Below are 25,059 nucleotides of genomic sequence, written 5' to 3' on the forward strand. Positions count from 1 at the left end.
GGATGCTGGCAGCCTGTTGTGCGACAGCCGTCGCCCTGCTTTGTTCACCCGCCGCCATGGCGCAGGCCCCGTCGGCGCCCGCCGTGCTGGTGCTGGGCGACAGCCTGTCGGCCGAGTACGGCATTGCGCGTGGCACCGGCTGGGTCAGCCTGCTGCAGGAGCGGCTGCGCCGCGAGCGGTTCGATTATAGCGTCGTGAATGCCAGCATCAGCGGCGAGACCACGGTGGGCGGCAAGACCCGCCTGCCCGACCTGCTGAAGCGGCACAAGCCGGCCGTCGTCGTCGTGGAACTGGGCGCCAACGACGCGCTGCGCGGTTTCTCGCTGCCATCCACGGAAGCCAACCTGCGCGCCATCATCGGCGACGCCCAGAAGGCGGGCGCCAAGGTTGTGCTGGTCGGCATGCGCATTCCGCCCAACTACGGCGCCGACTACACCGAGCGCTTCTTCGGCCTGTTTCCGAAGCTGGCCAAGGAGTATCGAACCGAACTGGTGCCGTTCTTCCTCGACAAGGTCGTCACGCGGCCCGACTGGTTCCAGGAAGACCGCATTCATCCCACCTCGGCCGCCCAGTCGGCGCTGCTCGATACCGTGTGGCCGGCGCTCAAGCCGCTGCTCCGGACGTCTGCCAAGACTGGCTGACCCGTCGGGCTCGTCCGGCTCGTCAGGCTTGTCCGGCAGCCAAAAGGAAAAAGCCCCTGCGGTGCGTCACCGGCAGGGGCTTCTTTTCGACAGGCGTCGTGCGCCGCGTCAGTTCGTGGCCGGGGCGCTGCCCGCCGCGTCTTCGGTCTTGGCCGGACGCAGCAGCTTCACCTTGGCCTGCGCCTTGAGCGCGTCGTAGTAGGCCGCCAGTTCGGTCTGGCCGGCAAGCTGGCTCAGTTGCTGGGCATCGGCATCGCGCTGGGCCGCATTGCTCTGGGTCGGCGTGCCAACCTTCGTGATCCGATACAGCGCATAGCCATCGGCGCCCAGGTCCACGCCCACGACGGACGGCAGCTTGGCGGCGTCGGCGCGCATGATCGCGTCCACGGCCTTCGGCGACAGGCCGTCAGCCTTGGCCCGCGACACCGTCATCACCGGGCCGAAGCCGCTGGCGCTGTCGGCCTTGCGTAGTGCTTCAAGCCTGGCCTCGCCATCCTTGCGCGCCAGTTCGGCGGACTGCTGGGCGATGTAAGCCTGGCGCACCTGGGCTTCCACGTCCTCGAACTTGCGGGCGGCGGCCGGCCGGTATTCGGCGATGCGGGCCGACACCAGCGTGGTCGGATTGACCTGGATGGCTTCGGTATTGCGCTTGTTCTTGATCGCGTCATCGCTGAACAGGGCCTTGAGCACCTTCTCGTTGTTCAGCGGGCTATCCTTGCCCAGCGCCGGGTTCGGGTTGCGCGTGACGTTGTCGGCAGTCTGGATCGTCAGCTTGAACTTGTCGGCGGCCGGCTTGAGGCTGTCGGCCTGCTCGTAGACCGTGTTGCCGAAGGCGTCGGCCAGTTCCGTGTACTTCTTGCTGGCCAGTTGCTTCTTCAGTTCGGCTTCGAGCTCCGGACGGACCTCATCGAGCGAACGCGTGGCCGACGGCTTGATGCCGGTCAGCTTGATGATGTGGTAACCGTAGTCGGTTTCGACCAGATCGCTGATCTGGCCGTCCTTGAGCGCGTACATCGCGTCCTCGAACGGCTTCACCAGCGCGCCGCGGCCCATGAAGCCGAGGTCGCCACCCTTCTCGGCCGAACCCGGGTCCTGGGAATTCTTCTTCGCCACGTCGGCAAAGGTTTCCGGATGCTTGCGCACCTCGTCCAGCAGCTTCTGCGCCTTGTCCTTGGCGGCCTTGCGATCAGCCTCCTTGGCGTCCTTCGGGGCCGTGATCAGGATATGGCTGGCGCGGCGCTGCTCTTCGGTCCGGAAACGCTGGACGTTGCTGTCGTAGTAGGACTTCAGCTCTTCCGGCGTCACCGCCTGGCTGGCGGCCAGCGCGTCGCCCGACAGCACGACGTACTCGACCTTGGCCTGCTCCGGCGTGGTGTAGGCCGACAGGTGGGCCTCGTAGTACGCCTTCAGCGCGGCGGCGTCAGGCGTGACCTTCGACGTGAAATCGGCCGGCTTGATGTTGAGCGCCTGGACGTCGCGCTGCTGGTCGCGGATGGCGATCAGGCGGTCGAGCAGCGACTTCGGCACGAACGCCGTGGTGCCCACCGCGCTGCCAAGCTGCTGCGTCGCCAGTTCGAACCGCATGCGCGATTCAAGCTGCTCGGGCGTCAGCCCTTGCTGGGCCAGCAGCTGGACATAGCCCTTTTCGTCGAACTTGCCGTCCGCGCCATAGAGCTGCGCCACGGCGGGAATGGCCGCGATCGCCTCGCGCAGCTGGTCCTTCGTCACGGTCAGGTTCTTCTTGGCCGTGGCGTCGGCCACCACACGTTGCTGGATCAGTTGGTCCAGCACGGACTGGCGCGCCGCGGCGCCTTCGAACATGCGCGGATCATAGTTGTTGCCAAGCATCTGGCGCATGCGCTCGCTCTGGTCACGCACGACGTTGTCGACCTCCTGCACGGTGATGGTCCGGCCATCCACCTTGGCAAGATCGTGCGAGCTGTCCATGAAGCGCGAGTAACTCTCGACACCGAAGAACACGAACGACGGGAAGACAAGCACCAGCAGCAGCATAAGCATCAGGCGCCGGTTGTTGCGTACGAAATCAAGCATGCTGTTCGGGTTAAAGGGTTGGGCCTTGGGCCGACGGTCAAACTTCGCGATTCTATCAGGAGCGGCGCGCTGCACCGACGGAAAGTCCCGCAGGAAGCTTTTGAGAGGTCAAAGAAATGCTTCGCCCAGTGGGAGACATCCGCGGCGCGGATCGAGCGGACAGACACAAAAAAACCCGCTGACGCGGGCATTTTTATTTGGCGGAGTGGACGGGGCTCGCCTACATCCTGCAGGCCGCGGTCGCGCTTGCAAGCGCGACCCTTCTCGCCCCGCGCGGAAGCCGCGCAGGCGGCTTCCTCCACTCCGTAATCGGACGCCCGCATCGCGGCCGAGTCACATTGCCAAATAAAAAACCCGCTTGCGCGGGCATTTTTATTTGGCGGAGTGGACGGGGCTCGAACCCGCGACCCCCGGCGTGACAGGCCGGTATTCTAACCAACTGAACTACCACTCCAGATCGGGCCCTTTTCGGCAACGCGCAACGGTCAAGTGTGGTGGGTGCTGAGGGGTTCGAACCCCCGACCTACGCCTTGTAAGGGCGCCGCTCTACCAGCTGAGCTAAGCACCCACTTGGACCGTGCAAGCCATTTGCCTGCAGGGAAATCCCGCTTCGCACGATTCGGCAGATGCTGCTGGTTGCCGCTGTTTGCGTTGCGAGGCCGCGATTGTAATACGAGACTTTTCGATTTGCCAAGCATTGATTGGAGGATGCCGCCACGCCACATCGCCGCGCCAATAGGCACCAAACGTGAGGCGCGCGGGCATAAAAAAACCGCGGGATACGATCCCGCGGTTTTTGTCCGAGCGTTGGCGCTCAGTGGTGGATGCGCTCCACCTGGGCCGCCGCCTTGTCTGCCACTTCGGCAGGCTTGGCTTCTTCCTCGGGCAGCGCCTCGGGCTTGCGCTCGAGTGCCAGCTCCAGCACCTTGTCGATCCAGCGCACCGGCACGATCTCGATGGCGTTCTTGACGTTGTCGGGGATGTCCGCCAGGTCCTTGACGTTCTCCTCCGGGATCAGCGCCAGCTTGATGCCGCCCCGATGGGCCGCCAGCAGCTTTTCCTTGAGACCGCCGATCGGCAGCACCTCGCCGCGCAGCGTGATCTCGCCCGTCATCGCCACATCCGCACGCACCGGGATACCGGTCAGCACGGACACCAGCACCGTGGTCATCGCGATACCGGCGGACGGACCGTCCTTCGGCGTCGCGCCCTCGGGCACGTGGATGTGGATGTCGCGCTTCTCGAACATCTCGTCCGCGATACCCAGGCGACGCGCCCGCGACCGTACCACCGACCGCGCGGCCTCGACCGACTCCTTCATCACGTCGCCCAGCGAACCGGTGCGCGAGATGTTGCCCTTGCCCGGCATGATCGCGGCTTCGATGGTCAGCAGGTCGCCGCCCACCTCCGTCCACGCCAGACCGGTCACCTGGCCGACCTGGTTTTCCTTGTTGGCCAGGCCGAAGTCGTACTTGCGCACGCCCAGGAACTTGTCGAGGTTCTCCGAATCGACCTTGACCGCACCCGACTCCTTCTTCAGCAGCAGGAGCTTGACCACCTTGCGCGCGATCTTCGACACCTCGCGTTCCAGCGAACGCACGCCAGCTTCACGCGTGTAGTAGCGGATGATGTCGCGGATGGCCGCTTCGGTCACGTCGATCTCGCCTTGCTTCAGACCGTTGTTGCGGATCTGCTTCGGCAGCAGGTAGCGCGTGGCGATGTTCACCTTCTCGTCTTCGGTATAGCCCGAGAGGCGGATCACTTCCATGCGGTCCAGCAGCGGCGGCGGGATGTTCAGCGAGTTCGACGTCGCCACGAACATCACGTCCGACAGGTCGAAGTCCACTTCGATGTAGTGGTCCTGGAACGTGTGGTTCTGTTCCGGGTCCAGCACCTCGAGCAGCGCCGACGACGGGTCGCCACGGAAATCCATGCCCATCTTGTCGATCTCGTCGAGCAGGAAGAGCGGATTGCGCACGCCGACCTTCGACAGGCTCTGCAGGATCTTGCCCGGCATCGAGCCGATGTACGTCCGGCGGTGGCCGCGGATCTCGGCCTCGTCACGCACGCCACCCAGTGCCATGCGCACGAACTTGCGGTTCGTGGCGCGTGCCACGGACTGGCCGAGCGAGGTCTTGCCCACGCCGGGGGGCCCCACCAGGCACAGGATCGGCGCCTTGACCTTGTCCACGCGCTGTTGCACGGCAAGATACTCGAGGATGCGTTCCTTGACCTTCTCCAGGCCGTAATGGTCCTCGTCCAGCACGCGCTCGGCGTTGGCCAGGTCGTTGTTGACCTTGCTCTTCTTGCGCCACGGCAGGTTGACCAGCGTGTCGATATAGTTGCGCACGACCGTGGCTTCCGCCGACATCGGCGACATCAGCTTGAGCTTCTTGAACTCGGCGTCGGCCTTCTTCTTGGCCTCCTTGGGCATGCGCGCGGCCTTGATGCGCTTGTCCAGTTCCTCGAGGTCGGCACCTTCCTCGCCCTCGCCCAGTTCCTTCTGGATGGCCTTGACCTGCTCGTTCAGGTAGTACTCGCGCTGGGACTTCTCCATCTGGCGCTTGACGCGGCCACGGATACGCTTTTCCACCTGCAGGATGTCGATCTCGCCCTCGAGCTGCGACAGCAGGCTCTCCAGACGCTCGGTGACCTTCACCATCTCCAGGATCTTCTGCTTCTGCTCGAGCTTGATCGGCAGATGCGCGGCGATGGTGTCGGCCAGGCGGCCGGCCTCGTCGATGCCCGACAGCGACGTCAGGATCTCGGGCGGGATCTTCTTGTTGAGCTTCACGTACTGGTCGAACTGCGACACGATGGCGCGGCGCAGCGCCTCCGTCTCGGCCGACTCGTCGGGTGCCGGCGGCACCGGTACGGCTTCGCACATGAAGTGCGAATCGTCCTCGCTCACTTCGGTGATGTTTGCACGCTGCGTGCCCTCGACCAGCACCTTCACGGTACCGTCGGGCAGCTTCAGCATCTGCAGGATATTGGCGATGCAGCCGACCTCGTAGAGGTCTTCCGCGGTCGGTTCGTCTTTGGCGGCGGTCTTCTGTGCCACGAGCATGATGCTCTTACCCGACTCCATCGCAGTCTCGAGCGCCTTGATGGACTTCGGGCGACCCACGAACAGTGGGATCACCATGTGCGGAAACACCACCACGTCGCGCAGCGGCAACAGTGGCAGGCGAATCGGCTCAGCCGGGAGGAGTTGTGTTCCGGACATCATTTTCCCCAGTCAGTCATTTAAGGCGTAAATAGGGTCGCGGGAATCGATTGCAAGATACCCATCATCAATTCCCGGGCGCTCCTGATGTGACCCAAAGCGCACCCACGACCCACTCTGAAACAGCATACCCGCGTTTGCTCCCGTTCGTTTGTGGAATTGAAGAAAAAAAGCCGCTCGCTTTCCAGCGAACGGCAGCTTGAAAGTGTCGCCAGTCTGGGAAGGACCCCGCGGGTCCCGCGCGTTCGGCGTCAGTTGGACCTCGCTCAGTTCGACCCTGCCACCTTGGGCTGCTGCTCTTCGTACATCAGCAGCGGCGGTGCGTCGCCGGTGATCGTGTTCTCGTCGATCACCACCTTCTGCACGCCCTTGTAGTTGGGCAGATCGTACATGACGTCCATCAGCGATTGTTCGAGGATCGAACGCAGGCCGCGGGCGCCCGTCTTGCGACGGATCGCCTTGCGCGCGATGGCCGACAGCGCACCCGGACGAATCTCGAGTTCCACGCCTTCCATCGCCAGCAGCTTCTGGTATTGCTTGACCAGCGCGTTCTTGGGCTCGACCAAGATCTGCATCAGCGCGGCCTCGTCGAGCTTGGCCAGCGTGGCCACCACGGGCAGACGCCCGATCAGTTCCGGAATCAGACCGAACTTGATCAGGTCTTCCGGCTCGGTCTGGGGCAGCACTTCGCTGACTTCGCGCTCTTCCTTGCTCTGGACCTGGGCGTCGAAGCCGATACCGGTCTTGTCCGAACGCTGCATGATGACCTTTTCCAGGCCATCGAACGCACCGCCGCAGATGAACAGGATGTTCGTCGTGTCCACCTGCAGGAAGTCCTGGTTCGGATGCTTGCGGCCACCCTGCGGCGGCACCGACGCCATCGTGCCTTCGATCAGCTTCAGCAGCGCCTGCTGCACGCCCTCGCCCGACACGTCACGCGTGATCGACGGGTTGTCCGACTTGCGCGAGATCTTGTCGATTTCGTCGATGTAGACGATGCCGCGCTGTGCCTTCTCGACCTCGTAGTTACAGTTCTGCAGCAGCTTCTGGATGATGTTCTCGACGTCCTCGCCCACGTAGCCGGCTTCGGTCAGCGTGGTGGCGTCGGCAATCACGAACGGCACGTTCAGCAGGCGCGCCAGCGTCTGGGCGAGCAGCGTCTTGCCCGAGCCCGTGGGCCCGATCAGCAGGATATTGCTCTTCGACAGCTCGACGTCGTCCTTCTTGCCGAGGTGTTTCAGACGCTTGTAATGGTTGTACACCGCGACGGCCAGAATCTTCTTGGCCTGTTCCTGACCGATGACGTACTGGTCGAGGCTTTCGCGGATTTCGTGGGGCGTGGGCAGATCAGAACGGGTGACCGCGGCGGCGTCCTTGTCGGTCGCGGCGGCCTCGTCACGGATGATCTCGTTGCACAGGTCGATGCATTCGTCGCAAATGAACACCGACGGGCCCGCGATCAACTTCTTCACCTCGTGCTGGCTCTTGCCGCAGAACGAGCAGTAAAGAAGTTTCTCGCTGGATGAACCTTTTTTGTCCGCCATAGGAATCAGTCACATTAGCCGTGTCGTCCCGCCAGGTCCGAGACCGGGCGGGAAACGCATTAAACGCATCATACGCCAAAACAATTGGCGCAGTCGGCGGCATCCCCTGCATGTGGGGCAAAACGCAAAAACGAGGCGTACAGCCTCGTTCCGGTGTAGCCTTCGTCATTTGGGACGACGAGAGACTCAAGCGGCAGGTCACCGGCGGGCCGGTCACCGCCCGGACACTTCCGAGTGGAGCGTCCGGACTGATGTGCCGACACACCGGCCGGATTTCAACCGCGGCGCGTGATCACCTTGTCGATCAGGCCGTAGTCCACCGCCTGGTCGCCGCTCATGAAGTTGTCGCGGTCGGTGTCCCGGGCGATCTTTTCCACGGGCTGGCCGGTCACTTCGGACAGGATGCTGTTCAGGCGCTCGCGCAGGTACAGGATCTCGCGGGCCTGGATCTCGATGTCCGACGCCTGGCCACGCGCGCCGCCCAGCGGCTGGTGGATCATGATGCGGGAATTCGGCAGCGCGCTGCGCTTGCCCTTGGCGCCGGCGGCCAGCAGGAAGGCGCCCATGCTCGCCGCCATGCCCATGCAGAGCGTCTGCACGTCGGGCTTGATGAACTGCATCGTGTCGTAGATCGCCAGGCCGGCCGAAACGGAACCGCCGGGCGAGTTGATGTACAGCGACACGTCCTTGTCCGGGTTCTCGCTTTCCAGGAACAGCAGCTGGGCCACGACGAGGTTGGCGGTCTGGTCGTTGACCTCGCCCACCATGAAGATCACACGTTCCTTGAGCAGGCGCGAGTAGATGTCATACGCGCGCTCGCCCCGGCCGGACTGCTCGACAACCATCGGCACCAGTCCGAGACCCTGGGTCTCCAGGGCGGAAGCCTGCGTGGTGGCGAGACGATCAAGCAAATCATTGCGGGTCATGCAGGTTCTCCAGATATTCAGGAATGGCGCCAACCGGCCAGCGCGCGAGGCCGGCTGGCGTCGACCGGTGCCGCGCGCCTGGCGCGGCCGCCGGTCAGGCCCGACCTCAGGCTTGCTCGGGCGCGGCGGTGAGTTCCTCGAACGACACCGACTTGTCCGAAACCTTGGCCTTGTCGCACACGAAATTTACCACGTTGTTTTCGAGCACGTAGGCTTCCATCTCGGCCAGGCGCTGCTGGTCGCCGTAGTACCAGCGCATGACTTCCTTCGGGTCCTCGTAGCTCTTGGCAAAGTCCTCGATCTCGGCCTTGACCTGGTCCGGCTTGGCTTCCAGGCCGTTGGCCTTGACGATCTCGGCCAGGATCAGACCCAGCTTCACGCGGCGCTCGGCCTGCTGGGCGAACATCTCGGCCGGAATGGGCATGTCCTTGGCGTTCGGCATGCCGCGTTGCTCCAGGTCGCGGCGGGCCATTTCCACCAGGCGCTCCTGGTCCTGCTCGATCAGGGCCTTCGGCACGTCCAGCTCGCTCACCTTCAGCAGCGCTTCCATGACCTGGTCCTTCAGCATGGCGTGCGTGCGGCGCTTGACTTCGCGCTCCAGGTTCTCGCGGATGTCGGCGCGCATCTTTTCCACGCTGCCGTCGGCGATGCCGAGCGACTTGGCGAACGCATCGTCCACTTCCGGCAGGTGCGCCCACTCCACCTTCTTCAGCGTGATGGTGAACTCGGCGGTCTTGCCGGCCACTTCCTTGCCGTGGTAGTCCTCGGGGAACGTCAGCGGGAACGTCTTGGCCTCGCCTTCCTTCAGGCCCAGCGTGGCTTGCTCGAACTCGGGCAGCATGCGGCCTTCGCCCAGCACGTACACGAAGTCCTCGGCCTTGCCGCCGGCGAACTCGACGCCGTCGATCTTGCCGACGAAGTCGATGGTCACGCGGTCGCCGTTCTGGGCGGCCACTTCGCTGCCGCCGTCGCCGTGGGCGCCGGCTTCGCCGCGGTGGTGGTAGTGCACGCGCTGCTTGCGCAGGATGTCGACGGTCTTGTCGATCTCGGCGTCGCCGATCTCGGTCTTGGTGCGGGTCACCTCGGCGGCCGACAGGTCACCGATCTTGACTTCCGGATACACCTCGAACGTGGCCTCGAAGGCCACCTCGTCGTCGGCCACGCCTTCGGTCTTGATGTCGAACTTCGGCTGACCGGCCACCTTCACGTCCTGGGCCTGGGTGATGTCGAAGAACTTGCGGGCGGCCTTGTCGAAGCGCACTTCGAATTCCACCTGCTGGCCGTATTGCTTCTCGACCATCTTCATCGGCACCTTGCCCGGGCGGAAGCCGGACATTTTCACGGTCTTCGACAGACGAGCCAGGCGCTCCTGGGTTTCCTTCTGCACTTCGGCCTTGGGGATAGCCAGGGTTACCTTGCGGTCCAGCTTGCCGAGGTTTTCAATGACGTTCGACATGGTCGTTAATCCAATCCAGAAATAGTTGTTGTCAGCGCCACCGCCTGCGCGCCTGCCGCCCGGCCGCGGCCGGTGCTCGCGAGCGGAGGTCTCCGCGCAAACGGAAAACGCGGATTATCGCACGGTTTTGGTTCGGTTCCGGCAGTTTTTACCCTAGTCAGTCATCATCCGGCTCCGCATCCGGCCCCGCCGCGCCAGCCACCTGCCCATGGCGCAGCGCGCGCAGCAGCAGCCGTGCGGGGTCGATGGCGTCGGCCAGGTCCGCCTCCAGCGGCAGCGGTTCGCCTTCGATCTGGCACGCCACCAGTTCCGCACCCAGCGCAGCCCATGTGAGGCCGCGCGACGCATAGGCAAGGGCCGCGTAGAGGCCCGGCAGGCGCGGCACGTCGCGCAGGTGGGCGCCACGCAGCGATGCGGCATGGTCACGCGCCTGACTGACGTCGGGCAGGCGTCCGATCAGCGGCAGGCGGTTGTGCGTCACCGTGCGCACGCCCACATAGCCGTGCAGCGTGGCGGGATCGATGGCGGACAGCCCGGCGGCCTGCCCGGGCAGCAGCCCAGCCAGCCGGTCGAGGTTAGCGGCATGGACGGCGGCGCTTTCTTCCAGCGGACCGTCGTCGGGCTCGTAGCTCGACCCGACGCGCGCCCCGCCCGCCTCGCCACGGGGCAGCAGGTAGCCGGCACCGGTGACGACGCAGTCGGGCCAGCCGCCCAGTGCCTGCACCTGCTCCGCGTCGAGGTCGGTCAGTTGTCCGCGCACCCGGCGCAGCGCCAGCAGATGATCCGGCAGCAGCGACTCGGCCTCGTGGGCATTGGCCAGCACCAGTACGGGCGCGCTGGCCAGCACCGCGCCGGCCGCGTCCATCACCTGCCACTGGCCGTCACGATGTTCGATGCCCGCCACGCGGCAGCCGAAGCGCGCGTCGAGCCGGTCGCCGGCCGCCGCGAGCTGGGCGCGGCAGATGTCCGGCGGCGCCACCCAGCCACCCTGCGGAAACCAGAGCCCGCCGCGCGGCACCGGCGCGCCATGCTCGCGGGCGGCCTCTTCCGCCGACATCCAGCGCACGAACGATTCGGGAAACCCCAGCGCGTCCAGCGCGGCACGCTGGGCCGCATGGTCGGCGTCATCCTCGCCGATCTGGAGCACGCCGCAGCCGTGCCAGTCCACCGGATGGCCGGCCTCCGCCAGCGCCTGCCACGCGCGCAGCGCATGCAGGTTGCCGGCGCGCGACAGTCGCGACAGCAGGCTGTCATCGGCGGATACGTGCGCGTGCATCGCCGCTGCCCGGTGACCGGACGTCTGCCGCGCCGGCCCCGCGTGGGCGTCGAACAGCGTCACGCGCCAGCCGCGCGCGGCCAGCCGCTCGGTGACGGCGCAGCCCGCCAGCCCGGCGCCGATGACGATCGCATGGCGCGTCGGCCATTGGGCGGGCTCGGGCGGCGCGTGCCGGCGATTCTTCCAGGCCGGCGCAAAGCGGGCCACGGTCATGTCCCGCTTGCCGCCGAAGCCCGGCGCCTTGCTGACATCGAAACCGGCCGCCTGCAGGCCCCGGCGCACGAAACCCGCGGCCGTATAGGTCGCCAGCGTGGCGCCGATGCGCGCCAGCCGGCCCAGGCCGCGGAATACAGTGTCCGACCACATATCGGCATTGCGGGCCGGCGAGAAGCCGTCCAGATAGAACGCGTCGGCGCCGGCCACCAGCTTCGGCAGCAGCGCCTGTACATCGCCAAACGCGAGCGTCAGCGTGACCGCGCCGTCGTCGAACGTCAGGCGATGGAGCCCCGGCAGCGCGTCGGGCCACTGTGCTTGCAGAATCTGCGCCAGCGGCACGAGATCGCCCAGGCCGGCATGCAACTGGGCCAGCCCGTCGCGCGTAAACGGGTGCTTTTCAATGGAAACGAAGTGCAGGCGGCGGCAGCGGTGGGGATCGTCGCGCCACGCCTGCCACGTGGCCAGGAAGTTCAGCCCCTGCCCGAAGCCGGTTTCGACGATGACAAACTGCTCACGCCCGGCCCAGTTGCCGGGCAGGCCGTTGCCGCCCAGGAACACGTGCCGCGCCTGCGCCAGGCCGCCGGCGGTGCTGTGGTAGACATCGTCGTACGTCGGGGAATACGGGACGCCCTGGTCGGAAAGCACGGGCGCGGCGGACTCGATGGCACGCGTCATGATGATCGGGAATACGGCCGGAAATGGCGGCGGATGGTAGCATAGCGCCCTTCGCGCCAACCGCCCGCCGGGCCTTGTTCCACCTAAGTTTGCGCGCCGTCATCCCGCCTTGCCATGCTCAGTTATCGTCACGCCTTTCACGCCGGCAATCACGCCGATGTCCTCAAGCACGCCGTGGTCGTCCAGTTGCTGGACTACCTGACGCAGAAGGACAAGCCGTTCTGGTATGTCGATACCCACGCCGGCGCCGGCCTCTACGCGCTGGACCACGCCTACGCCCAGAAGAAATCGGAGTTCGAGACCGGTATCGGCCCGCTCTGGCGCGCCCGCGCGGGCGGCCAGCCGCTGCCGGACATGCTGGAGGCGTACCTGGATCAGGTGCGCGAACTGAACCCCGATGGCAGCCTGAAGCACTACCCCGGCTCGCCGTGGCTGGCGTGGCAGATGCTGCGCGACGCCGACCGGCTGCGCCTGTTCGAACTGCACAGCACCGAAATCCAGGTGCTGCGCGACAACTTCCGCGGCGCCGGCCGCAAGGTCATGCTCTACGACGGCGACGGCTTCAATGGCATCCGGGCCATCCTGCCGCCGCCGCCCCGCCGCGCGCTGGTGCTGATCGATCCGTCCTACGAGGACAAGCAGGACTACGCACGCACGCTGGACACGCTGAAGGCCGGGCTGGAGCGCTTTGCCACCGGCGTCTATGCGATCTGGTATCCGGAAGTCCAGCGCCGGGAATCGGTGCAACTGCCGGCGCAGCTCAAGCGCCTGCCGCTCAAGAGCTGGCTGCACGTGACGCTGACCGTCAAGCATCCGGTGGAAGGCGGCCTGGGGCTGCACGGCAGCGGCATGTTCGTGGCCAACCCGCCGTGGACGCTCAAGGCCGCGCTGGAAGCGGCGATGCCGGTGCTGGTCGACCTGCTCGGCCAGGACGCCGGCGCGCAGTTCACGCTCGAATCGCTCGATAACTGAGCATCAGCCCGATGGCGATGCCGAGGCTGTCGGCCAGCAGGTCCGGCCACGAGGCGTCGCGGTAGCTGGTCAGCGACTGCAGGATCTCGATCAGCCCGCCATAGGCCACCAGCCCCACGATCACCGGCCACACCCGCCCGGGCCAGCTACGCACGCCCAGCGCGGCCAGCACGCCGAAGGCCAGCATGTGGTTGGTCTTGTCCCAGCCCGTGGTGGGCTCGGGGATGTCCGGCGGCAGCAATGACAGCACGAGCACGGCCAGCGCGCAGAGGCCGAACAGCAGCCGGAAATGGTTGGAAGTCAGACGGGGCACCGGGCGAGCGTGAAGGAACGATGGCAGCGAGCATCGTACAGGACCGCGTCCGGGTCTGTGCCGCAGGCCACAGTCGCGTGTAGGACCGCGCCCGATACAAGGGCCGGCCGCGCCGCCCGACACTTGTGCATCGGATCCTTAATGGGAGATGCATCATGGCCGACAACATCCATGTAGTGCCCACCGAGCGCAACGGCTGGGCCGTCGAAGTCGAAGGCACGGACGGCGCCACGTCCCACTACCCGTCCCAGGAAGAAGCCATCGCGGCCGGCATGGAAAAGGCCAGGCAGGACCGCGTCGAACTGGTCATCCATGGGCCGGACGGCGAGATTCAGGAGCGCAATGATTTCAGTTGAGGGGTAGAACCAAGTTCCGCCGCGAGATAGTCCGCCGTCACGCTCGCCGTGGACGTCGCGATGGCGGCGGGCGGGCCGCTTGCCACGATCCGCCCCCCTTGGTCGCCGGCGCCGGGGCCGATGTCGATGACCCAGTCCGCCTGCGCCACCACCCGCATGTCGTGTTCCACCACGACCACCGTGTTCCCGGCGTCCACCAGTCGCTGCAACTGCATCATCAGCCGATCCACATCGGCGGGATGCAAGCCGTTGGTGGGCTCGTCGAGCACGTAAAGCGTGTCGCCCCGCTGCGTACGCTGCAGCTCGGTGGCCAGCTTGATCCGCTGCGCCTCGCCGCCCGATAGTTCCGTGGCCGGCTGCCCCAGGCGCAGATAGCCAAGCCCGATATCGCGCAAAGCCGTCAGGGCGCGCATCGCCGGCGCCTCGTCGGCAAAGAATGCGCAGGCCGCGTCGACGGTCAGGTCCAGCACCTCGGCGATGTTCCGGCCCTGCCACAGGATCTCCAGCGTCTGCGGGCGGTAGCGCGTGCCGTGGCATGCCGAGCACGGCGCGTAGACACTCGGCAGGAACAGCAACTCCACGCTGACGAACCCTTCCCCCTCGCATGTCGGGCAGCGGCCCTGTGCAACGTTGAACGAGAAACGGCCGGCCGTGAAGCGACGTTTGCGCGCGGCGGGCGTGGCGGCGAACAGCTTGCGGATATGGTCGAAGAGCCCGGTGTACGTCGCCAGGTTGGAACGGGGCGTGCGGCCGATGGGTTTCTGGTCCACACGCACCAGCCTGCGCACGGATTCCATGCCGCCAGCGATGCGGCCTTCGGTCGGCGCGTCGGTTACCGCGAACAGCGGGTCGCGGTCGTCCTCGGCATCGGTGTCGTCGGTACGGCCCAGGTGCCGGTTGACGAGTTCGGGCAGCGCCTGGCTGATCAGGCTCGACTTGCCCGACCCCGAAACGCCGGTCACGGCCGTGAAGGCGCCCAGCGGGATATCCACATCCACCCGATGCAGGTTGTTGCGCGAGACGTGGGCCAGCTTGAGCCATCCCGCCGGCGCCCGGGGCGCGCGCGCCGCCTGCTCCGGCGGGCCGAACAGGTAGGCCGCGGTGCGCGAGTCCGCGATACCGGCAAGGCCGTCCGGCGGGCCGCTGTACAGCACGCGTCCGCCATGCTCGCCGGCGGCCGGCCCGACATCGACGATCCAGTCGGCCTGGCGCATGGTCCGCGTATCGTGCTCGACGACGAACAGCGAGTTGCCGGCGGCCTTCAGCCGGCGCAGCGCCACCAGCAGCGCCTCGCCGTCGGCGGGATGCAGCCCGGCCGAGGGTTCGTCGAGCACATAGACCACGCCGAACAGTTGCGACGAAATCTGCGTGGCCAGCCGCAGCCGCTGCAGTTCGCCCGAAGACAGCGTGGGGGTACTGCGATCGAGCGACAGGTAGCCCAGGCCCAGATCGATCAGCGTGGACAAGCGCTCGATCAACTCGTCCGCGATGCGTTGCGCCGCCAGCCGCTTCTCTTCGGACAGGTTCGGCGTCCGCCGCACGTCGGGGGCCGCCTTGTGGGCCGAGCCGCCGGCCGCCACGCGTCGTGCCGTATCAGCGCGGGCGGCCTTGCGGCTCAGCACGGCCCCGCCGGCATCGCCCTGCCCCGGCACCTCGCCTTGCGCGATGGGGCGCATGAGTTCGGCCACGCGGGCCAGCGGCAGGCGGGTGAATTCGCCGATGTCCAGGCCGGCGAACGTCACCGACAGCGCCGCCTTCTTGAGCCGCTTGCCGTGGCACGCCGGGCAGTCACGCCCGATCATGTACTGCGCCACGCGCTTCTTCATCAGCGGGCTCTGCGTGGTGGCAAAGGTCTGCAGGACGTAGCGCCGGGCGCCGGTAAACGTCCCCTGGTAGCTCGGCTCCAGCTTGCGCTTCAGCGCGGCACGCACCTCGCGTGGGGTGAATCCGGCGTACACCGGGACGGTCGGTTGTTCATCGGTGAAGAGGATCCAGTCGCGGTCCTTCTTCGGCAGGTCGCGCCAAGGCGTATCGACGTCGTAGCCAAGCGTCACCAGGATGTCGCGCAGGTTTTGGCCGTGCCACGCGGGCGGCCACGCGGCCACCGCGCGCTCCCGAATGGTCAGCGAGTCGTCGGGCACCATCGACTGCTCGGTGACATCGTAGACGCGGCCAAGCCCGTGACATTCCGGGCAGGCGCCCTCGACGGTATTGGGCGAGAAATCCTCGGCGTAGAGCATCGGCTGCCGTGCGGGATAGGTTCCGGCGCGCGAGTACAGCATGCGCACCAGGCTCGACAGCGTGGTAACGCTGCCCACCGTCGAGCGCGCGTTGGGCGTGCCGCGCTGCTGCTGCAGCGCCACGGCGGGGGGCAGGCCCTCGATGCTGTCGACGTCCGGCACGCCCACCTGATCGATCAGCCGCCGCGCGTACGGCGCGACGGATTCGAAGTAGCGCCGCTGGGCCTCGGCGTAGAGCGTGCCGAAGGCCAGCGAAGACTTGCCCGAGCCGGAAACGCCCGTGAACACCACCAGCGCATTGCGCGGGATATCGACGGCCACGTCCTTGAGGTTGTGCTCGCGCGCGCCGCGTACCCGGACGAAGTTGTCCGGTGCCGGCGGCACGTCTGGCGCCTCCGGAGCGGAACGGTCCTTAAGCCGGGAGGGTCTCAAATCGTCACGCATGTGCGCCTCTGCTTGGTTAGGTTGCCGGCGGCAGGCTTGCGCACGGTTCTTGGCACCAAGCCGCAGGAAGCGTGCCAGAGGTGACTTTCACCTGTCCGTTATCGCCAACGCGGCCCCAAAATAATAAAAATCACGCTTCTGCCAGAAAAGAAGTGCACGGATTTTCATTTCTGCAACCAAATCCGCCTTGTTCTGCGTGTGTACGGCAAACAAGGGACTTGATCCATTTGGATGAGGACGCCGGACTACAAAACCACGGTTAATGAACCTTGGCGCGCGCCGTGCAAATCCACTTCATCTATCTGACCGAGGCAAAATCTGCATGTGCAGGTTAGAGGGTGGCCCGGTCTGTGCGCGAAGTAACAGATAGGTTGCGTTTTCACAGCGCGTGACCGACTCGTCCTGCCGCCGCCGAAATTCATGAGATGGTTATTGTCGGCGCACTTCGCGCCCTCCGCTGTGGCGTTGGCGGCCGATTGGCGTATCGCGCGGCACGCACTGGCGGGTGACAGCAGGTTGCACGCCTGCAACCTTTGTCCGGAAACGCGAACGATGCGGTGCTTGCCGCCGGTGCGCGCCCGCCCAAGTGTTCAGGGATTCCGCCCTGCTGGCACATACATCGCTCTCTCCATCCGTCCGCATCGGTGAACCGTCAACGCCCCTGCGGGCCGATGAATCGATACGAGGGGAGAGAGCCGACATGCGCAGAAAAGTCCTCGCCGTATTTGGGACCCGGCCTGAAGCCATCAAAATGGCGCCGCTGGTCCACCGCATCAAGGCTGCCAGCGATTTCGAGCTGCGAATCTGCGTGACGGGCCAGCACCGGCATATGTTGGACCAGGTGCTGCGGCTGTTTGACATCGTCCCCGATTTCGACCTGAACGTGATTACCCAGGGCCAGACACTGGCCGGCATTACCACGCGGGTCCTGAACGGGGTGCACGAAGTACTCGACAGATTCCAGCCCGAAGTCGTGCTGGTGCATGGCGATACCACGACGACCCTGGCCGCCACGTTCGCGTCGTTCTATCGAAACGTTGCGGTGGGCCATGTCGAAGCCGGCTTGCGCACGGGCGATCTGCGCGCGCCCTGGCCCGAGGAGATGAACCGCCGCGTCACGGACGTGATGGCGTCCTGGCACTTCGCGCCCACGCAGCAGGCCATGGACACGCTGGTACGCGAAGGCGTGGATCCCGCCCGCATCCGCCTGACGGGCAACACGGGGATCGATGCGCTGCTGAACGTCAAGCAACGCCTGGAGGCCGATGCCGAGATGCAGCGCAGCATGGCCGACCTGTATCCGTTTCTCGATCCCGACCGCAGCCTGATTCTGGTGACCGGTCATCGACGGGAAAACTTCGGCGCGCCTTTCGAGCGGCTCTTCACCGCCCTGCGCACGCTGGTGGATCGCAATCCCGACATTCAGATCGTCTATCCCGTTCACCTGAATCCGCGCGTGCGCGAGCCGGTGCACGCCATCTTGTCCGGGCACCCCGATATCCATCTGATCGAGCCGCAGGAATACGTGCCATTTGTCTATCTGATGTCCCGCGCACGGCTAATCGTCACCGATTCCGGCGGGATTCAGGAGGAAGCTCCGGCATTGGGCAAGCCGGTGCTGGTCACCCGGGATACCACCGAGCGGCCGGAGGCCGTCGCGGCCGGCACGGCGCGGCTGGTAGGCACTGATCCGGCTCGCCTGATCGCGGCAGCGGAACTGCTGCTGCACGATCCCGAGGAATACGCCTGCATGTCTCGCGCCCATAACCCGTTCGGCGACGGGCGCGCGAGCGAACGCATCGTCCACGCGCTGCAAGGCAAGCGCGAGTTCAAGGCGGCAGGGATGGGGCAGCTGGCCGCTGTCGCGAGTTAGTAGCCGGTGGATCTGGCCGCGCCGGGTATGCCCGAGGCGCGCGCAACACGCCGTCTTCGCAGGAGTACGGATATGAAACGCAGTGAAGGGAAATCCCGTTGGATGCGGCCGGCAGTCGGCGTTGCCACGCTGCTCGCTATCGGCCTGTCTGCCGTCCCGGCTTCGGCCGCGACCTTGTCGTCAGAGGCGACCGCGGTGTCGGCGAACGCGCCGCTGTATCTTCCGGCGAGCCCCAGAGACCCCGGCGGCCTCCTCGGTTATGACCACGACTATCAGATCGACCTGAACTACGAGGCGCACAACCACGGCCAGAACAAGAAGGACATGGACAAGCTGAAGACCAAGAAGCCGAAGAAGGCGGTGAGCGGACCGAAGGTCAAGGCAGGCACCTACACCCTGGCCCCAGCGCCCGAGGCCGAAGTGGAGCCTGAAATCAAATGAACCGGCGTCTGCGGCAGGACACGCCATATGCGCCTGCCGTCCGTCCCGCAATCTTCCGCTGGGAGAAGGCCATGCCCTGCAAACCACAACTCATCTTTCGGCAATGCCGCGACTGGATCGTCCGGTTGCTGGCGACGCTCGCGCTTGCGCTGCCGACGATCGTTTATGCCGCGACCAATCAGATTGGATTGCTGTTGCCCGATGGCTTTCCGTTGCCGGACCCGCGTGTGTCCGCCTGGCTCGACGCCGCCCAGGAAGAGGGCCTGAAAATCACCGTCATCAACGACGCACAGGTCCAGCAGGGCATCACGACCGCCCAGTTCTCCGGCGTGATCCTGCCTGACCAGGTTCACGTGAATGCCAGCGACGCGCTGATTGCCGCGCTGGAAACCTACGCCAGCCAGGGCGGCAACCTGATGCTGGTCTACGATTTCGGCGCGCTGACGAACACCGGGTTCTATGCGTCGCCACGCAGTCGGCTCAGCAACCTGGCCGGCGTCGACTACGTGCTTTATGACCAGTTGCTCGGCAACATGATTGGACTGGGACCGATCGTGGGCCTGAGCAGTACGTTACGTACCATCCAGGTCCCGCCGGGAAAGTCGATGGTCTGGACGGCGTCCAATTCGGACCCTGTCGAGGGGATATCCGGGTACGTCTACGGCTTTCTCACGTATCCCAGCTTCGTGACGCAAGGCGCCTACACCGGCACGGCGCTGATGACATCGCCCAACTTCGGGCTCGTGGTCGGGCTGCGCAGCTTTGGCTCGGGTCGGGTGCTGTTCGTGAACACGCCGCTGTCCTATCTGAAGGGCCAGACCGACGGCATGCTGATGCACGGCCTGCTGCGGTACTTCGGCGCCAACCTGATGAAAATGCCGCGGCTGTCGGCGCAACCCAAGGCGCTCGGCGGGCTGGTACTGAACATGCACTTCTGCGCGGGCGACCAGATCGCGCCGGCCTACACGATGAAGAACTGGGGCGTCTTCAACAAGGGCCCGTTCTCGATCTCGATCACGGCCGGGCCGGACAAGATCGCCGTCGGCGACGCCAAGGGCATCAACCTGTCGCAGAACGCGAGTGCCCAGCAGCTTGTGCAGTACCTGGTGCTGAAAGGACACAAGGTAGGCAGCCATGGCGGATGGATGCATGATTTCTGGGGCGCCAACGCCAGCGAGACCAACCAGTCGACGTTCGAGCAGTACCTGGTCATGAACCGGCAGAGCGTGGATGGCGTGACCGGCCAGGCGTCGAAGGGGTATGCCGCGCCGGAAGGCAATACGCCCAAATGGTCGGTCAACTGGCTCGAAGCCCAGGGGACGAGCGCCTACTACTTCCTGGGACACACCGGCTTGGGGCCCACGCGCAGTTACCGCGATGGCACGCTCACGAACGAAGCCATCCGCGCCTTTCCGGTCATGCCGTTCGGCCAGAACGCCACCTTCGAAGAGTTCAGCGAGTTCAACGTCCCGGCCGCCGACATCACCGCCTGGTATCGCAAGCTGATCGACTTCGTGGCCCAGAACCGCACCGGGCGGCTGATCTACCTGCATCCGCTTGGCGCGGTGAGCTACCAGTCGGTGCTCAACTCGATGTTCAACCGCGCCGCGACGCAAGCGTCGAACGGCCGCTTCCGCTGGTACACGATGGAAGCGCTGGGCGATTTCAGCCAGCGGCGTCAGCAAACGAGCTGGCAGGCCACGGACCTGGGCAATGCCTGGACGATCCAGGCGAGCCACCCTACCGACCTGAGCGACATGGCCTGGGTGCTTCCGCGCAACGCATACACCCAGCCCGTCATCACCCAGGGATTTGGCATTGTCACGTGGGACGGCAACAACTGGATCGTGACGGCCGTCAGCGGCACATCGCTGACGTTTATCAGCGGCAAGCTGTAGTGCGCATGCCGGGTCCTCGCATCCGATGCGCGATGCGAGGACTCATCCAACCGGACACCCTGATGCGATCCAACAAGCCTGCAAGACTTCTCGCCGCCCGCTGGCCGCTGGCCTTGCTCGGCGCGGTCGTGGCGCTGCTGTCGCTGCCTGTACAGGCGCTGGAACGCGTCGAGGGTGATAACGGACGCGCACTGGAGGTGGTCGAAGGGACGCCCGTCGCCGCCATCTTCCTGACCACCCTGCTGCTGCTGATCGTCGCGCTGGTGCTGCTGTATGCCGTACGGCACTACCTGTTCACGCTGAACCGCCTGTTCGGCCGGCAGCGCCACCCGTATCTGGATATCGATGTGGCCACCTGGCCCACGCTGACCGTGCTGATCGCCGCGCACAACGAAGAGGCCGTTATCGCCGGCTCGCTGGAGTGCCTGTTGCATGCGGACTATCCCGCCGACCGCATCACCCTCATGCCGGTCAACGATCGCTCCACCGATCGGACGCAAGAGATCATCGATGACTATGTGGCGCGGTATCCGGGCCGCATCACGCCATTTCACCGGGTCGGCGGCAAGCCGGGCAAGGCCGCCGCACTGAAGGATGCCAGCGCGCTGGTCACCGGCGAGATCGTCGTGGTGTTCGATGCCGACTACCTGCCCCCTGTCGGGCTGCTCAAGCAACTCGTGGCGCCGTTCTTCGATCCCGAGGTCGGCGCGACCATGGGCCGCGTCGTGCCGATGAATCTCGGCCGCAACCTGCTGACGCGCCTGCTGGACCTGGAGCGCTCGGGCGGCTATCAGGTCGACCAGCAAGCCCGCATGAACCTGAACCTCGTGCCGCAGTACGGCGGCACCGTCGGCGGCATTCGCATGCGCGCGCTGGGCAGCGCCGGCGGCTGGCATGACGACGTGCTGGCCGAGGACACGGACCTGACCTACCGGCTGCTGCTGGCGGAGTGGAAGACGGTCTACCAGAACTGGTCCGAGTGCTATGAAGAGGTGCCGGAAACCTGGCCGGTACGGGTGAGGCAGATCATGCGCTGGACCAAGGGCCATAACCAGGCGCTCTATCGCCATGGATGGCGCATGGCGTCGTGCCGGCACCACGGCATCATCGAAAGGATCGACGGCGTCGCGCTGCTGGGCATCTACATGATGGCGCCGCTGATGCTGCTCGGCTGGCTGCTCGCCATCCTGCTCTTCTACTCCGGCGGTCTGGCATTGCTGGGCACGGCCGTCATGCTGTTCGCGCTGATGTCGTACGGCTCCCTGGGGAATTTCGCGGCCTTCTTCGAGATCGCGGCGGCCGTTCACCTGGACGGCAGCCGTGAGCGCATACGGTTGCTGCCGCTGAACTACTTCGGGTTCCTGGTCAGCATGCTGAGCGTCTCGCGCGCGATCCTCGACCAGATCGTGGTCGATCACTTCCTCGGCCGCGAACTGCGCTGGGACAAGACAGCCCGCTATCGGCAGGGAGGCTGACCATGTGGCCCCTGCTGCTCGCAGGGCTCACCCTGCTGGTGTTCACGCTGCCGCTGATGCCCGCGATCATCGAGTGGCAACGCCGCAGCGACATCCGCCCGCTGGCCATCGACCCCGACCACACACTCGACGTGGCCGCGGTTGCCGCCGAGTTCCGCGCCATGGTCACGCGCCTGAAGGACTTTCCGGCGCAGGCCGACATGGACGGCGCAACCACCTCGCTCGGTCCCATCTCGCACGTTAACGGCAGGTTCGCACTCGATACCACGGACACCGGCGCCGGCCAGTGCCACCAGACGCTGGTGGCCAGCGACGTGCTCGCGCTGCCGAACAGTTATACGTTCACGAAGGCGATCTACGCCCACGATGGGCTTCTCACTGGCCAGGACAACGTACTCGAATCATTGATGTCCGATGGCGTGATCGTGCTGGGCCATGGCAGCGCCTTGCGCCGCTGGGCCCACGCGCGCTGCCTGAAGATCGAACCAGAATGCAGCTTGCAAGGGCCTGTCTGCGCCCAGCACGCCATCCTTGTAAATGGCGATTGCTCGTTCACCTCGCTGCGAGCCCCCGTGATCCGCTTTGGCGGGCCCGCGCTTGCCACGGCCGACGACGGCGACGGTCCCGGTGATCCGGCGCCCCAGACGCATACGAATGCGGTCCAACCGCTCACCCCTGGCGACGCCCGTGACGGCCGCTGGTTCGTGACGCGCGACCTCACGCTGCCCCCCGGCGGCTCCTACGAGGGCGACCTGATCGTGCACGGCAGCCTGTGGATCGGCACGGGCACGCAGATCGTCGGAAGCGTCAAGGCCAGCGGCCGCATCACCGTGGCGCCACGCGTACGCATCGATGGCGCATTGATTGCAGGGGGCGGGATCGCGATCGGCGGATGTTCGCGCATTACCGGGCCGGTCGCGGGCGAGCGCGAGATCGAGGTCGGCCCCGATTGCGTGTTCGGCAGCCCGGCACGGCCCACGACCGTCGTGGCATCGGTCCTGCGGGTGTATCCGGGCACGGTGGCCCACGGCTCGGTCTGTGCGCTTGAAGACGGTAGAGCCATCGCGCCCTGTGTACAACCGCTGATAAACGAGCCCACACCATGAGGATATTGGCCAGCCTTCTCCTGCTTGCCGCCAGCTTGAGCCAGCCTTGCGCCCATGCGGCCGGCGCCGAGCTGACGCTACAGGGCTACCAGCGTGCGGACGGGGCCATCACCACCTACTTCAATGGCGATTCGGTCGACCCCTATTTTGCGTCCAAGGCACTGCTGGCCGCGCAGGATGCGGGCATTTCCACATCGACGACGGCGCAGCGCTGGATTGCCTGGCTGCTGCCGCGACAGCACCCGGATGGGCGCTTCGACAGGTATTGCATGAAAGGCCAGCAGATGACCAGTTGCCAGTTGGCCGACGCCGACGATGCGCTGATGGCGGCATGGATGGAGTTGCTGGTGCGTTCGGCGCCAAAGAGCGGCTTGCCCCCCGCGTGGCGCGCCAGCTTCGACAAGGCCAGCCAGCATCTGGAGACGCTTCGAAACCCGAAGACGCGCGTGTATCACATCTCAGCGTCGCTACCGGTAGCGCTGCTGATGGATAACGTGGAGGTCTCCAGTGCGTTCAAGGCGGTCGGCCGGTATCGCCAGAGCCAGGGCGATAACGCCGGGGCCGAGGCATGGATGCGCAAGGCCGGGCAACTGGACCGCGACATCCTGAGCGTCTTCTGGCGCGGCGAGGAAGGCTACCTGGTGAGCACGCAGCAGCCCAATACCAATCAGTTCTACCCGGACGCCGTGGCGCAGATCTTCCCGATCCTTGCCGACATCCGGCCCGCCGGCCGCCCGCGCGCTGCCGACTACGGCCTGTGGATGCAGCAGCACCGCATGACGTGGCTGGGCATGTCCGAGGTCGACTACCCGTGGGGACTGGTGGCACTCATCGCCGACAAGATGAACGACAAGGACGCGATTGCCTGCTGGCGGATGCGCTCGGTCCAGTTCCGCCATGGCAGCCACTGGAATGTCCTGGAGGAGGCGCTGTACGTCGCGTTCGAAAAACGCCTGACCCCGGACCAGGCGCTGGCGCCGCCGCCAGCCGGCTTGAAATGCCGTTGAAGGCGGCAGGCAGACGCTGGGCCCGAGGGTCCTGAAGCGACCCCTTGCTCTTGATCGATGGAAACGACAGGAGAACGCATGGAGAAGCCCGCTTGTCACACAGCCCGGTTCGCGCGGCCGCTGATTTGCGCGGGCGGCCTGCTTGCACTGCTGATCGCTGCCGATGCCAGCGCCCAGGCCGAAGCGACGCCTCCCCGGACCTTCGTGCCCTTGCTGACCGGCTTCGTCGAAGGCGGCATCGGTCACGCCAACCTTACCGGTGACAACGCCAACTGGAACGACCAGTACCTGCGCGGGGGCGTTCACCTGACGCCGAAGGACTACGTCACCGGCGAGATCAGCCACCAGAGCCATTTCGGGGACCAGGGCACCTTCTTTGGCCTGGGCTACACCCGCATCATCGATGACGACTGGTACGCGTTTCTGAGCGCGGGCACCAGCAGTGGCGGCTTCTTCCTGCCCGAAGTCCGCGTCGACGGCATGCTGTTCCGCAAGCTGCTGGAGAAGAAGAACCTCGTCGCCAGCGCCGGCTTTACCTACTACCGCGCGAAGGACGTCTATACCGACAAGGCGCTGCTGCTTGGCCTGACCTACTACTTCGACGCGCCGTGGATCGTCCAGGTTGGCGCCCGGCTCAACCGCAGCGATCCGGGCAACGTGCGCTCCAACCGCGGCACCGTCGCGGTGACCTATGGCCGTGACAAGGACCAGTACATCACGCTGCGATACGACGGCGGACGCGAAGCCTACCAGCTCACCGGCGAGCAAACGGTGCTCAGCGACTTCACCAGCCACGAGGTTTCGCTGAACTGGCGAAAATGGTTCACCAAACGCTACGGCATCAACCTGCGCGCGGTGTACTACGAGAATCCGTCCTACAAGCGCAAGCAGGCAGAGATAGGGTTTTTCGTCGAGTTCTAGC

18 protein-coding genes and 2 tRNA genes are annotated in these 25,059 nt (G+C 65.7%); 10 read left to right on the forward strand and 10 right to left on the reverse strand.

The features are described from left to right. Window positions 1–56: 56 nt before the first annotated feature. Window positions 57–641, forward strand: a complete 585-nt coding sequence (locus tag QTN24_RS14250; RefSeq protein WP_313837786.1) for an arylesterase — start codon at window positions 57–59, stop codon at window positions 639–641. Window positions 642–749: 108 nt separating this feature from the next. Here QTN24_RS14250 and QTN24_RS14255 read toward each other — a convergent pair whose 3' ends face one another. The 8 genes from QTN24_RS14255 to mnmC form a co-directional block, all read right to left on the reverse strand. Beyond that, complete coding sequence (locus QTN24_RS14255; protein WP_313837787.1) at window positions 750–2,693, reverse strand: SurA N-terminal domain-containing protein; 1,944 nt, start codon at window positions 2,691–2,693, stop codon at window positions 750–752. A 377-nt stretch (window positions 2,694–3,070) separates the two neighbouring features. Next, window positions 3,071–3,147: transfer RNA gene (locus tag QTN24_RS14260), tRNA-Asp, on the reverse strand. 38 nt (window positions 3,148–3,185) lie between these two features. Beyond that, window positions 3,186–3,261 (reverse strand) — tRNA-Val (locus QTN24_RS14265). Between the two features lie 246 nt (window positions 3,262–3,507). Continuing rightward, window positions 3,508–5,919 (reverse strand): endopeptidase La, encoded by a 2,412-nt coding sequence (gene lon / locus QTN24_RS14270; RefSeq protein ID WP_124685116.1) that lies wholly within the window; start codon window positions 5,917–5,919, stop codon window positions 3,508–3,510. Window positions 5,920–6,185: 266 nt separating this feature from the next. Then, window positions 6,186–7,463, reverse strand: a complete 1,278-nt coding sequence (clpX, locus tag QTN24_RS14275; RefSeq protein ID WP_124684385.1) for an ATP-dependent Clp protease ATP-binding subunit ClpX — start codon at window positions 7,461–7,463, stop codon at window positions 6,186–6,188. A gap of 275 nt (window positions 7,464–7,738) precedes the next feature. Continuing rightward, window positions 7,739–8,389 carry an ATP-dependent Clp endopeptidase proteolytic subunit ClpP gene (clpP, locus tag QTN24_RS14280; RefSeq protein ID WP_124684386.1) on the reverse strand — a complete coding sequence of 217 codons (651 nt, stop codon included), beginning with the start codon at window positions 8,387–8,389 and terminating at the stop codon, window positions 7,739–7,741. A 106-nt stretch (window positions 8,390–8,495) separates the two neighbouring features. Next, entirely contained in the window at window positions 8,496–9,845 is a 1,350-nt protein-coding gene (gene tig / locus QTN24_RS14285; protein ID WP_124684387.1) for a trigger factor, read from the reverse strand. 157 nt (window positions 9,846–10,002) lie between these two features. Beyond that, complete coding sequence (gene mnmC, locus QTN24_RS14290; protein ID WP_313837788.1) at window positions 10,003–12,012, reverse strand: bifunctional tRNA (5-methylaminomethyl-2-thiouridine)(34)-methyltransferase MnmD/FAD-dependent 5-carboxymethylaminomethyl-2-thiouridine(34) oxidoreductase MnmC; 2,010 nt, start codon at window positions 12,010–12,012, stop codon at window positions 10,003–10,005. 114 nt (window positions 12,013–12,126) lie between these two features. Here mnmC and QTN24_RS14295 point away from each other — a divergent pair, with 114 nt between their 5' ends. Beyond that, entirely contained in the window at window positions 12,127–12,984 is an 858-nt protein-coding gene (locus QTN24_RS14295) for a 23S rRNA (adenine(2030)-N(6))-methyltransferase RlmJ (protein ID WP_313837789.1), read from the forward strand. Here the strand turns inward: QTN24_RS14295 and QTN24_RS14300 are convergent. After that, complete coding sequence (locus QTN24_RS14300; protein ID WP_313837790.1) at window positions 12,959–13,297, reverse strand: VanZ family protein; 339 nt, start codon at window positions 13,295–13,297, stop codon at window positions 12,959–12,961. The two genes, QTN24_RS14295 and QTN24_RS14300, sit on opposite strands and share 26 nt — an antisense overlap. Window positions 13,298–13,452: 155 nt before the next feature. Between QTN24_RS14300 and QTN24_RS14305 the strand changes: the two genes are divergently transcribed. After that, a complete protein-coding gene (locus QTN24_RS14305) occupies window positions 13,453–13,653 on the forward strand; it encodes a DUF2188 domain-containing protein (RefSeq protein ID WP_409559026.1) in 201 nt (66 codons plus the stop codon). Here QTN24_RS14305 and QTN24_RS14310 read toward each other — a convergent pair. Continuing rightward, window positions 13,629–16,337, reverse strand: a complete 2,709-nt coding sequence (locus QTN24_RS14310) for an excinuclease ABC subunit A (RefSeq protein ID WP_409559027.1) — start codon at window positions 16,335–16,337, stop codon at window positions 13,629–13,631. The two genes, QTN24_RS14305 and QTN24_RS14310, sit on opposite strands and share 25 nt — an antisense overlap. Before the next feature lie 700 nt (window positions 16,338–17,037). On the opposite strand from QTN24_RS14310, the gene wecB reads away from it, so the two are divergent. The 7 genes from wecB (at window position 17,038) to QTN24_RS14345 (ending at window position 25,058) form a co-directional block, all read left to right on the forward strand. Further along, window positions 17,038–18,210: a non-hydrolyzing UDP-N-acetylglucosamine 2-epimerase gene (gene wecB, locus QTN24_RS14315; RefSeq protein ID WP_124684391.1), complete on the forward strand. Its 1,173-nt coding sequence runs from the start codon at window positions 17,038–17,040 to the stop codon at window positions 18,208–18,210. 72 nt (window positions 18,211–18,282) lie between these two features. Continuing rightward, window positions 18,283–18,651, forward strand: a complete 369-nt coding sequence (locus QTN24_RS14320; protein ID WP_313837792.1) for a hypothetical protein — start codon at window positions 18,283–18,285, stop codon at window positions 18,649–18,651. A gap of 71 nt (window positions 18,652–18,722) precedes the next feature. Next, window positions 18,723–20,549 carry a polysaccharide deacetylase family protein gene (locus tag QTN24_RS14325; protein ID WP_313837793.1) on the forward strand — a complete coding sequence of 609 codons (1,827 nt, stop codon included), beginning with the start codon at window positions 18,723–18,725 and terminating at the stop codon, window positions 20,547–20,549. 62 nt (window positions 20,550–20,611) lie between these two features. Further along, a complete protein-coding gene (locus QTN24_RS14330; protein ID WP_313837794.1) occupies window positions 20,612–22,024 on the forward strand; it encodes a glycosyltransferase family 2 protein in 1,413 nt (470 codons plus the stop codon). Window positions 22,025–22,026: 2 nt separating this feature from the next. Further along, window positions 22,027–23,130: a hypothetical protein gene (locus QTN24_RS14335; protein WP_313837795.1), complete on the forward strand. Its 1,104-nt coding sequence runs from the start codon at window positions 22,027–22,029 to the stop codon at window positions 23,128–23,130. Beyond that, window positions 23,127–24,137, forward strand: coding sequence for a hypothetical protein (locus QTN24_RS14340; protein WP_313837796.1), 1,011 nt, complete (start codon window positions 23,127–23,129; stop codon window positions 24,135–24,137). Before QTN24_RS14335 ends, QTN24_RS14340 begins: the two co-directional genes overlap by 4 nt. Before the next feature lie 78 nt (window positions 24,138–24,215). Beyond that, window positions 24,216–25,058 carry a YaiO family outer membrane beta-barrel protein gene (locus tag QTN24_RS14345; RefSeq protein WP_313837797.1) on the forward strand — a complete coding sequence of 281 codons (843 nt, stop codon included), beginning with the start codon at window positions 24,216–24,218 and terminating at the stop codon, window positions 25,056–25,058. Window position 25,059 lies beyond the last annotated feature (1 nt).

It is taken from the genome of Cupriavidus sp. SZY C1, assembly GCF_032190535.1.
In the GTDB taxonomy this organism is placed as follows: Bacteria; Pseudomonadota; Gammaproteobacteria; order Burkholderiales; family Burkholderiaceae; genus Cupriavidus; species Cupriavidus pauculus_C.